The sequence below is a fragment of the Pseudomonas sp. FG98 genome (assembly GCF_057808595.1).
Genome location: NZ_JBMDIJ010000069.1, coordinates 22,949 through 32,838, shown reverse-complemented (window position 1 = coordinate 32,838; position 9,890 = coordinate 22,949). Strand labels below are relative to the sequence as shown.

The following is a 9,890-nucleotide window of genomic DNA, read 5'->3' as shown; positions in this document are numbered from 1 at the left end:
ACAATACGTTTCGGTATTATGAGCCGGAGATTGGGCGGTTTATAACGCAGGATCCGATTGGGTTGGATGGGGGGCTGAATCTTTATCAGTATGTGCCTAATCCGACGGGGTGGATTGATCCGTGGGGGTGGGCTGGAAAGCCGCTACACTCTCCTGATATTGCCAAATGGGTGGAAAAGGGCGGATCGGTTCATTTGGAGGTCGAAGGTCGAACTTGGGTGTATCAGGACTGGGAAAATAATGTTGTGAGATATCCTGGTGGACATCCAGACTTTACACCCTATCAACGGCAAAAAGTTGATGTGCCAGGCCTAAAAGGCAATCATAGTAAAGGCCCAGCCGGGGATTTTGGAAAGGCAGACGCGCTGGCGCCAAAAGGAAAAGCTGTATATGCAACCAATACATGGCACCACCATGAGGACATGAAGACTATGCAAGAGGTCCCTAAAGCGATACACAATAGGTTCACCCACTCAGGTGGCGTTAAAAATATTAAATCTTCTTGCTAAGCAGGTTACAAGAAATGGCGATTGTGTATAGAGCTGGGTTGAGTGATTCTGAAATCGCATCTTTGCAGAGTAAGCTCCGACCTCAACTTCCTGATGAGTATAAGCGGTTTCTGAAAAAAATGAATGGCTTCTACTTTTCCGATCCTGATTTTCCCCAGTTGCCCGTTTCGGAAATTGATGAGGACGGGATTAGTTTTGATCGAATGTTTGGTATATCACCAGCTCAAGAGTGCAATGATCTTGCTAGCTTCAATCGAGAGTTTGCTGGTGAGCTGAGTTTTTTAACGGATGTTCTGATTATTGGGGATGATGGGGGGGGGAATCCATATGTCTTGATTGGCAGCCCTGGAAAAAAAGGTGTCTACTATTGGGATCGTACTCATCTTCATGATAGGGGCATTCGAAATATATCCGACATCGCGGAGCAAGGTGGTTGCGGCAATCTCTATTGGGTGGCAGAGAGTGTCGAGGATCTATATTCTTCGCTTATTTTGGCCGTTGGAGGAGAAGTAACATTTATCGAGGAACCCTAGCCTAAGGATTGTCACGTTCAATGGGGTTTGGGCTTTGGCATTATACTTCGGCCCTACCGCGCAAAAGCCTGTCTGGAGTCAGGTTATTTATCCAGGATTCGGCTTCGAGCGCTAATCTTGGTTGGACAGTAATACGATCTAAACGCTAGCAACTACGACCGAGATGGGTATGCTCTCCAAAGGTGATTTATTGTTGTCTTTCTCTAGTGTTGAGGAGGGCTTTGGGTGCTTTTTCTTTCAGCATAACCTCCCGAACAGGGTTTATGAATATTGCCTGAAAAGCACGGATACCAACGACTTATTGATTGCCTCCGAAAATTCAAGTGACAAATCTTTTGCTGCTAGTGTAGCAGGTCAGGCACCTGGCTCACTAACTCAACTCCACCCTTCTATATTTGAACTGGCAGAGAACAGCTACGGTTTCACCCATGCTTTAGCAGTGCCCAATAATTATCATGGAAGCTTGAAGGGTGCACTTGAGGGTAAACGAAAAAAGTTGCATCTTTGCATTCCTATCCATAGGTGTGAGTTTTCTGGTGGTGAATCTGAATTTGAGTTTAAAGATATGATCCAACGGTTGGTTCCGGCGTTTGATTGGAAGAGAGAGATCTGTCCGAAAATTCGGGTTTACTTTGACAATCCGAAGGTTGACTCTGGCACTGATGAAGCCGGGGTTCTGATTAAGTATTCGACGTTGCTATCTCTGTTAGAAGATCTTGATGGCGTAATGGACGGTTTTATTGAGATAACCAATTGCCTAGGGAGAGTGGTAGAAGTTTTGTCACCTAGATCTGGAGTCTATACTTTGATTCATGATCGTAAAGATGAGGAGTCAATTGATTTCCAAAAGCTCGCGGAAAGGATTTTAGTATTTGTTCGGGATGTATGAAGCTACCGCTACAACGATCGCCAGCAACTGGTGGGCATCACCAACGCCCTTGACCAGACCACCCCCCTCGAGCGCCCCCCGGCGAGGTACTGCGCATCGACCACCCGACCCGGCGCTTCCTCGAGGAGTTCCGCTACGACCCGGCGGTCAACCGCCTGGACCTGAGCGGCCGCAAGCTGGAAAAGGTCAGGGACAACCGCATTGGCGAATGGCACCATTACCAGCATCGCTATGACGCCTGGGGCAACCTGATCGGACGACGCTCCATCAACCAGGCACTGAAGCTGCGCTACGACTGTGAAAACCGGCTGATCGGCAGCCAGCGCTGGCAGGAAGGCCGGATGGAAGCCGAGGCCGAGTACCGTTATGACAGCCTGGGCCGGCGGGTGTCGAAAACCGTTGAATACCGAGGCGGCGCCAAACGAGAGAAGCGCTTCCTCTGGCAGGGACTGCGGATGCTGCAGGAGAAAACGCCGGAGCAGAGCCAGCTGTACCTGTACGAACCGGGCAGGTCCCGAAACCATCCCGCGCAAGTCTATGATCAAGCCCTGTCGTGGATTCCCAATGCCTGATCTGACGCGTTTCTAGGTCCAGCGAGTTGACAGGTTTTGGGACCGCTGTGCGGTCCATCGCAGCTAAAGCAGCTCCTACCGGCGAGACCGCGCCGCATGGGCGCATGGGTAGTTTGGGTAAACCGGATACCCGTGCTCATGGCTGACTTGCCAACCTCCAGTGCTACTCTTCCCACTCAAACCACCACCGGAGCCCGCATGTCCCAACCTTGGCAAGGCCAGCTCTGGCTGGCCACCGACTACTGCCTGATCCTTGGCCAGGCGGGCGAGACCGGAACCCACGCCCATTACCCTCACCAACTGCTGATCGCTTGCGACGGCGAAGTCGAGGCGCTGATCGACGGTGTACCTAAGCGAGGCCCGGTGCTGTCGGTCGAGTCCGGGCAGCCGCACGCGATCATTGCCAGCGAACGGCCCACCCTGACCCTGTACGCCGAACCCCTGGCGTTCGATCTGCCCGCACTGCGCCAGCTCTGCGGGCAACCCGGCCCGCGCGCCGAACCCTTGATCGCAGCGTTGACCACCTTGCCACGCCGCCCCTTGCAACCCCGCCTGGCCAAGGCCCTGCAGCGCATCCGCCAGCTTGACGCCGACGCGCTGCCCGCCGCCGAGATCGCCAGCGAAGCCGCACTGTCCCTCAGCCAGTTGGAACGCCTGTTCAGCGGCGAACTGGGTCTCTCCGTTCGCCGCCTGGTGCTCTGGCAGCGCCTGCGCTTGGCCCTGCAACTGGCGCTGTCGGGCTACAGCCTGACCGACGCTGCCGCGACGGCGGGATTCGCCGATTCCGCCCATCTGTCGCGCAGCATCCGCCAGCACTTCGGCATCCGCGCCGACCGCAACCTGCGCCATCTAGCCCTTCGCGTACTCGGCTAGCGCATCCCGCAGCCCGGCCGGCACCACTGCAGGCGGGTGGGTAGCCTGGGGCCCCTGGAACGGTTGGAGCAACTGCGCCGAATAATCCACTGGGTAATCCGGACAGTCACCGATGCCCAGGTCGTCATCCGCCAGCTCATAGTCCGGCAGGTACAGCGCCGTACCCAGCAAGCGGTCCCAAAGCGGGAAGAACAGAGCGAAATTTACGTCGCCATGGCGCCCGTACTTCAGGTGATGCAGGCGATGCAGCGGCGCCCAGGCGAAGACATGGCGCAGCACGCCGAGGCGCATGTCGACATTGCTGTGCTGCAACAGCAACTGGATGGCGATGCTGAAGGCCAGCAATGCCGTCACCTCCTGCGGCAAACCGCACAGCAGCAGGGGCAGGGTGCCGCCGAGGGCTTCGAGCAACTGGTGCAGGGGATGCTTCATCAGACCGTTGAAACCGTACATGCGCGTCACGCTGTGATGCACCGCATGCAGGCGCCAGAGCAGCGCCGAGCGATGGCTGGCGTAATGCACCAGGGTGATGCCGAGGTCGGCGATGGGGATTGCCAGCAGCAGTTGCAGGCCCAGCGGCCAGTGCGCCGGCCAGAGGCCGAGGTCGGGCAGCCAGGCGGCGATCAGCGGCAGTGCCGCGATGCTCAGCAGGTTGAGGGACTCGTTGACGCCGGCATGCAGGACATCACGGCGGCTGTCACCGCGGTCGCGATTCCACGACGGCCGATATGGCCAGCACCGCTCGCACAACGCACTGCCGGCGATCGCCACAAGCAGCAAGGGCAGCAGCCAGCCGGGACTCGCGTGCTGTTCGAGAAGGATCACCGCAGCGGTGATGAAACCGAAGAAAAATACAGGGCCGTACAAGGTGCGCATCTCGCTGCTCCATCAGGATTGGAGCAGCGAGTGTCGAGCAGCCACCGGGATGGGCGCTTGAACAAACAGCGCATGCCGCCTAAGACGCGAGCTCCTGCGGCGCGGCAGTACGCGCCGAGCGTTCCTCCCAGCGGGCGATCACCAGCGGCGCAAGGGCATTGCCCTGCACGTTAAGGGCGGTGGTGGGCATTTCCATCAACCGGTAGACCCCGGCGATAAAGGCGATGCCTTCCAGCGGCAGGCCGGCGCTGGCCAGGGTGGCGGAGAGAATGACGAACATGAAGCCCGGTACCCCGGCGGCGCCCTTGGAGGTCAGGACCATGGTCACCACCAGCAGCGCCTGGTCGGCCAGGCTCAGGTCGATGCCGTACAACTGGGCGACGAACAGGGTACCGATGCCGAGGAACAGCGAAGCCCCGTCGAGGTTGAACGAATAGCCCACCGGCACCACGAAACTCACCAGCGAAGGCGGTGCACCGTAGCTTTCCAGCTTCTTCATCAGTTGCGGCATCACTGCCGCCGAGCTGGCGGTGGAGAAGGCCAGCAGCAATTCGTCCTTGATATGGCGCATCAGGCCGAACAGGCGAATGCCGGTGCAGCGAGCGATGGCGCCGAGCACCACCAGGGTGAAGAAGATGATCGACACGTAGCTGACCAGGATCAGCTTGCCCAGGGGCAGCAGCGAACTGAAGCCGAAGTTGGCGACGGTGACGGCGATCATGCCGAATACGCCGATGGGCGAGTAGGCCATGATCATCGAGGTGACCTTGAACATCGCCTCCGAGACCCCGCGCAGCACGGCCAGCAGAGGGGCCTTGCGTTCCTCGGGCAGGCGGCTGACGCCGAGACCGAACATTACCGCGAAGAACAGCACCGAGAGCAGGCTGCCCTGGGCCATGGCGTTGACGATGTTGTCCGGGATGATGCCGACGATCAGTTGGCCCAGCCCGTGATTGGCGCCGTTGCTGGACGGCAGGCTGATCGCGCTGGCCTGCAGGCTGGCCAGGTCAGTGCCGGCGCCTGGTTGCAGCAGGTTGCCGATGATCAGTCCAACGATGATCGCGGTGGTGGTGACCATGAAGAAGTAGGCCAGGGCGCGCACGCCGATCCGGCCCAGGGCCTTGCTGTCGCCGTGCCCGGCAATCCCCACCACCATGCAGGCGAACACGATGGGGATGACGATCATCTTCATCAGCTTGATAAAGATATCGCCCGCCGGCTTGAGGACGTTGTCGACCATCCACGGGCGGACGTCGGGGTATTCGTGGAGCAGTGCGCCGATGGCGATCCCGCTCAGCAGACCGATGAGGATCTGCCAGACCAGGGGGATGCGTGGGGTGTGCATGGTGTGCCTCGATAAGAAGAATTTGTTGTTGTAGGCAGTGTTGTTGCGGGCCTTCCCTGGCCTTGTGGTTTTTCCTCAGCGCAGGCGCAGGATCGCGTCCTTCAGCCGTTTGCATCCCTCATCGATCACTTCCAGCCCACTGGCGAAGGACAGCCTGACATAAGGCGACATGCCGTAGGCCGCGCCGCCGACGAGTGCCACGCCGGCGTGCTCCAGCAGGTAGCTGACCAGGGCGCCGTCGCTGTCGATGGTGTCGCCCTGCGGGGTGCGTTTGCCGAGCAGGCCGGCGACATTGGCGAACACATAGAACGCGCCTTGCGGCGGCGTGCAGCGCAGGCCGGGAATGTCGTCGAGCAGGGCGAGCATGCGTGCCCGGCGCTCGCTGTAGATCGCCTTCATCGCGGCGATCGGGCGCTGGTCACCGGCAAAGGCCGCTACCGCCGCCGCCTGGCTGATGGAACTGGGGCAGGTGGTGGTCTGCGAGATCAGCTTGCCGATGGCCGCTACCAGGAAGGCCGGGCCGGCGCCGAAACCGAGGCGCCAGCCGGTCATGGCGTAGCCTTTTGAGGCACCGTTGACGATCAGGGTGCGCGGCTTGAGATCCGGCGCCACGTTGACCAGGGAGAGATGCCGGGCCTCGTCGTAGACGAAGTGCTCATAGATCTCGTCCGCCATCACCAGGACCTGCGGGTGACGGCGCAGCACTTCGGCGAGGGCCAGCAGTTCGGCTTCGTCGTACACCGCGCCGCTGGGGTTGTTCGGACTGTTGAGGATGACCCACTTGGTGCACGGACCGATCGCCTGTTCCAGCGCCTGTGGCGACAGCTTGAAGCCGAGCGCCTCGTCGCCGGGAATGATCACCGGTGTCGCCTGGTTGAGCAGGGCGATATCCGGGTAGGACACCCAGTAGGGGGTGTGCACCACCACCTCGTCGCCGGCATTCAGGGTCGCGGCCAGAGCGTGGTAGATGATGTGCTTGCCGCCAACGCCGGCCACCACTTCGTCGAGGCCGTAGTGCAGGTCGTTGTCGCGGGCCAGTTTGGCAACGATGGCCTGGCGCAGGGCCAGGGTACCGGTAGTGCCGGTGTAGTGGGTGTCGCCGGAACGCATGGCGGCGATGGCCGCATCGATGATGTGCGCCGGGGTATCGAGATCCGGCTCGCCGACGGTGAAGTTGACGATATCGCGGCCTTCGCTGCGCAGGCGGGTGACCAGGGCGTTGGCGGCGATGCTCGGCGACGGCTGGATGCCCAGCAAACGTTCGGACAGCAGGGCGTTGCTCACAGCACATCCTCCAGCAGGCCGGCTTTCTTCAATGGCGCTTCGATCCAGGACTGGCGCACGGCGCCGCTGGCGATTTCGGCCATGACTGCCGCTTCATGCTCGGCGTGGCGGGCGGCGGCGGCGATCACGGCGTCGGCGTCGGCCTGGGCAAAGGCCACCAGGCCGTCTTCATCACCGACGATCAGGTCGCCCGGGTTGACGATCATGCCGCCGATCGAGACAGGCACGTTGATTTCTCCCGGTCCGGTCTTGTACGGGCCGCAATGCACCACGCCACGGGCATAGCAGGGGGTATCGGCGAAGGCGGCCACGTCGCGGATCGCCCCGTCGATGACGAAGCCGGTGCAACCGCGTTGCAGCGCGTACAGCTTGATCAGTTCGCCGATGGCGGCGTTGCTGGTATCGCCCTGGGCGTCGATCACCAGGACATGGCCGGGTTCGAGCAGGGTCAGGGCCTTGTAGATGTACAGGTTGTCGCCGGGCCGGCTCTTCACCGTCAGCGCCGTGCCGACCAGCTTGCCGCTGCGGTTGAGGCGGGTCAGGCCACGGGCGCCGATATGCCGGCCGAGGTTGTCGCTGATATGCGGGGTGACGACGTTGTGCAACGCGGCGACCAGGTGCCCGGGGGCAAGGGCGGGCGAGGGCAGGATGCGGGTGCCTGGCAAGGACATGGGGTTCTCCTGGGGATCGATGCAGCCGACGCTGGCTGTGGTCTCGATGTTAGGAGTCGATAAAAAATACTTTTAGCGATATTTTCTACGCTTTAGTCATCGATAAAAGTGATGAAAGGCCCGGCATGATCACCTTCAAACAGATGGAAGCCCTGTACTGGATCGCCGAGACCGGCAGTTTCGAAGCCGCCGCCAACCACCTGCATATGTCGCAGTCGGCGATTTCCAAGCGTATCCAGGAGCTGGAGGATACCTTCGGCACGCCGCTGTTCGACCGCAGCCGGCGCAATGCCCGGTTCACGGAAAAGGGCGAGGAACTGCTGGAATGCTGCCGCGAACTGCTGGAACGTCGCGACGTGCTGCTCGAGCAGGTGTGCAGCCGTGAGGTGCTGGTGCGCCGCCTGCGCCTGGGGGTGACCGAGCTCACCGCGCTGACCTGGTTGCCGGCCTTTGTCGAGGCGATTCGCCAGGCCTATCCGCGGGTGCAGATCGAGCCGTCGGTGGAACTGAGCAGCGAGCTGTACCGCAAGCTGGAACAGGACCAGCTCGATCTGATCGTGGTCCCGGACGTGTTCGAGGATGCGCGCATGCTGTCGACGCCGCTGGCACCGGTGGAAAACGCCTGGATGTGCGGGCCGGAGCTGTTCAGTGGCGAAGGCGAGGTGAGCATGGCCGACCTCGCGGGGCATACCGTGATGATCCAGGGGTCCAGTTCCGGTACCGGGCTGTTCTACGAGCGCTGGCTGGCGCAGCAGGGCGTGCACCTGCCGCGCACCATCATCAGCCACAACCTGCTGGTGCAGGTCGGCATGACCATCAGCGGCCTGGGCATCAGCTACCTGCCCAGGGACTGCCTGGCGCACCTGGTCGAGCGGGGCGCGCTGCGCATCATCGAAACCCGTCCGCAGCTACCGGCAGTGAACTACTGCGTGCTCTACCGTGGCGACCGGCGGCCGGGGATCAATGCCCACCTGGCCGGGCTTGCTGGCGAGTGTTGCGACTTTTCCCGGTTGTTGACTGCGTTGATCTGAGGTGTGGTGCGCGTACTCGGCCAGCGCATCGCGCAGCCCGCCCGATGAGCACCGCAGTGCCGATGAATCCGAAGAAAAACAATGGGGCGTAGACAAAGCACATCCCGCGTCAGTGGATGCTCGACGCCAACTCGAAGATCGGGATGTACATGAGGATCACGATCACCCCGATCAGCAACCCGATAAAGGTCATCAGCAGCGGCTCGAACAAGCGCACGAACCATTCCAGCCAGCGGCTGACTTCTTCGTCGTAGAAGTCGGCGCTGCGTTCCATCATCAGCCCGAGATTGCCCGACTGCTCGCCAGCCCGCAGCAGGCGCAGCGACACCGGGGTGACCAACTGGTTACGCTCCAGCGCGATCGATAGCGACTGGCCCTCGCGCACCCGTTCGCAGGCCTGGTCGAGGCGCTGGCGGGAGGCGGGGGTGAGCAGGCCGCGAACCATGCCCATGGCGGTCACCAGGGGAATACCACCTTGCAGCAGGATGCCGAGGGAGCGGTAGAAACGCGCCAGTTCATACATGACGATGCGCTGGTGCACGGCCGGGAGCCTTTCGATCAGGCGGTCAACGCCGCGGCGAAATGCCGGTCGGCGCTGGAGGACGGCGAGGGCACCGATACCCGCGAGCGCAGCCGCGAGAAACTCGCCCTGGTGGGCATGCAGGAACAGCCCGCCATTCATCAGGATCCGCGACAGCCACGGCAGGTCATTGCCCAGCCCTTCGAACACCAGGCTGAAGCGCGGCACCACATAGCCCATCAGGAACAGCACCACACCGCTGCCGACCACCAGCAACAGCAGCGGGTAGACCGAGGCGCTGATGATTTTCTGCCGCACCTCGTCCATGCGCTGGCGATAACCGACATAGCGGCCCAGCGCCTCGCCCACTGCGCCGGTCTTTTCACTGGATTGCACGAGGGCGACATAGAGGGGCGGAAACACCGCGGACAACTGGGCCAACGCCTGCGAGAACGACTTGCCTTCATAGAGCAGGCGCACCAGCTCGCCGAGGGTCTTGCGGGCCTGGGGCGCGCTTTCCTTTTCGGCGAGGCTTTCCAGGGCGTCGATCAAGGGCAGGCCGGCGTTGAGCAGGGTGGTCAGTTCCTGGCTGAACAGCACCAGGTTGAACGCCTCGGCCCGGCGCAGGCGCAATGCCCGCCAGTGCCGCTCGGCCTGCAGGCTGAGCACGCGCAGGCCCTGGTCCTCGACGATGCGCCGGGCTTCGCCGTCGCCAGGGGCCTCTACCGTCATCGAAACCACGCCGGCCTTGCCAACCGCCTTGAGGTGATAGCGCATGGTGGCGGCT

Annotated in this window: 11 protein-coding genes; 6 read left to right on the top strand and 5 right to left on the bottom strand. The window is 61.2% G+C overall.

Features of this window, described 5'->3' with window-relative positions; all coding sequences use genetic code 11:
• The 5 genes from ACODSK_RS26060 to ACODSK_RS26040 form a co-directional block, all read left to right on the top strand.
• Window positions 1–509 (top strand): RHS repeat-associated core domain-containing protein (locus tag ACODSK_RS26060; protein ID WP_489020023.1); only part of this gene is annotated, 509 nt, incomplete at its 5' end.
• Between the two features lie 38 nt (window positions 510–547).
• Window positions 548–1,042: an SMI1/KNR4 family protein gene (locus tag ACODSK_RS26055; protein ID WP_489020022.1), complete on the top strand. Its 495-nt coding sequence runs from the start codon at window positions 548–550 to the stop codon at window positions 1,040–1,042.
• A gap of 169 nt (window positions 1,043–1,211) precedes the next feature.
• The gene (locus ACODSK_RS26050; RefSeq protein WP_489020021.1) at window positions 1,212–1,931 is read left to right on the top strand and encodes a hypothetical protein; all 720 of its coding nucleotides are present in this window, start codon (window positions 1,212–1,214) and stop codon (window positions 1,929–1,931) included.
• A 341-nt stretch (window positions 1,932–2,272) separates the two neighbouring features.
• The gene (locus ACODSK_RS26045; protein WP_489020019.1) at window positions 2,273–2,503 is read left to right on the top strand and encodes a hypothetical protein; all 231 of its coding nucleotides are present in this window, start codon (window positions 2,273–2,275) and stop codon (window positions 2,501–2,503) included.
• A gap of 198 nt (window positions 2,504–2,701) precedes the next feature.
• On the top strand, window positions 2,702–3,376 hold the full coding sequence (locus tag ACODSK_RS26040; RefSeq protein ID WP_489020017.1) for a helix-turn-helix domain-containing protein: 675 nt from the start codon (window positions 2,702–2,704) through the stop codon (window positions 3,374–3,376).
• On the opposite strand, the gene ACODSK_RS26035 is transcribed toward ACODSK_RS26040, so the two are convergent.
• From ACODSK_RS26035 to ACODSK_RS26020, 4 genes are all read right to left on the bottom strand, one after another.
• The gene (locus ACODSK_RS26035; protein ID WP_489020015.1) at window positions 3,353–4,252 is read right to left on the bottom strand and encodes a sterol desaturase family protein; all 900 of its coding nucleotides are present in this window, start codon (window positions 4,250–4,252) and stop codon (window positions 3,353–3,355) included. The two genes, ACODSK_RS26040 and ACODSK_RS26035, sit on opposite strands and share 24 nt — an antisense overlap.
• Window positions 4,253–4,331: 79 nt before the next feature.
• Window positions 4,332–5,597 (bottom strand): cation:dicarboxylate symporter family transporter, encoded by a 1,266-nt coding sequence (locus ACODSK_RS26030; RefSeq protein ID WP_489020013.1) that lies wholly within the window; start codon window positions 5,595–5,597, stop codon window positions 4,332–4,334.
• A 75-nt stretch (window positions 5,598–5,672) separates the two neighbouring features.
• Window positions 5,673–6,881: an aminotransferase class I/II-fold pyridoxal phosphate-dependent enzyme gene (locus tag ACODSK_RS26025; RefSeq protein ID WP_489020011.1), complete on the bottom strand. Its 1,209-nt coding sequence runs from the start codon at window positions 6,879–6,881 to the stop codon at window positions 5,673–5,675.
• The gene (locus ACODSK_RS26020; RefSeq protein WP_489020009.1) at window positions 6,878–7,552 is read right to left on the bottom strand and encodes an RraA family protein; all 675 of its coding nucleotides are present in this window, start codon (window positions 7,550–7,552) and stop codon (window positions 6,878–6,880) included. The genes ACODSK_RS26025 and ACODSK_RS26020 overlap by 4 nt, the downstream gene beginning before the upstream one ends.
• 125 nt (window positions 7,553–7,677) lie before the next feature.
• On the opposite strand from ACODSK_RS26020, the gene ACODSK_RS26015 reads away from it, so the two are divergent.
• A complete protein-coding gene (locus tag ACODSK_RS26015; protein ID WP_489020007.1) occupies window positions 7,678–8,583 on the top strand; it encodes a LysR family transcriptional regulator in 906 nt (301 codons plus the stop codon).
• A 109-nt stretch (window positions 8,584–8,692) separates the two neighbouring features.
• On the opposite strand, the gene ACODSK_RS26010 is transcribed toward ACODSK_RS26015, so the two are convergent.
• Window positions 8,693–9,880 carry a type II secretion system F family protein gene (locus ACODSK_RS26010; protein WP_489020005.1) on the bottom strand — a complete coding sequence of 396 codons (1,188 nt, stop codon included), beginning with the start codon at window positions 9,878–9,880 and terminating at the stop codon, window positions 8,693–8,695.
• Window positions 9,881–9,890 lie beyond the last annotated feature (10 nt).

Coding starts and splice junctions, on each gene's coding strand:
- ACODSK_RS26045 (WP_489020019.1), top strand. CDS start 2,273: ATGGAAGCCGAGGCCGAGTACCGTTATGACAGCCTGGGCCGGCGGGTG.
- ACODSK_RS26015 (WP_489020007.1), top strand. CDS start 7,678: ATGATCACCTTCAAACAGATGGAAGCCCTGTACTGGATCGCCGAGACC.
- ACODSK_RS26035 (WP_489020015.1), bottom strand. CDS start 4,252: ATGCGCACCTTGTACGGCCCTGTATTTTTCTTCGGTTTCATCACCGCT.
- ACODSK_RS26010 (WP_489020005.1), bottom strand. CDS start 9,880: ATGCGCTATCACCTCAAGGCGGTTGGCAAGGCCGGCGTGGTTTCGATG.
- ACODSK_RS26050 (WP_489020021.1), top strand. CDS start 1,212: ATGCTCTCCAAAGGTGATTTATTGTTGTCTTTCTCTAGTGTTGAGGAG.
- ACODSK_RS26020 (WP_489020009.1), bottom strand. CDS start 7,552: ATGTCCTTGCCAGGCACCCGCATCCTGCCCTCGCCCGCCCTTGCCCCC.
- ACODSK_RS26040 (WP_489020017.1), top strand. CDS start 2,702: ATGTCCCAACCTTGGCAAGGCCAGCTCTGGCTGGCCACCGACTACTGC.
- ACODSK_RS26030 (WP_489020013.1), bottom strand. CDS start 5,597: ATGCACACCCCACGCATCCCCCTGGTCTGGCAGATCCTCATCGGTCTG.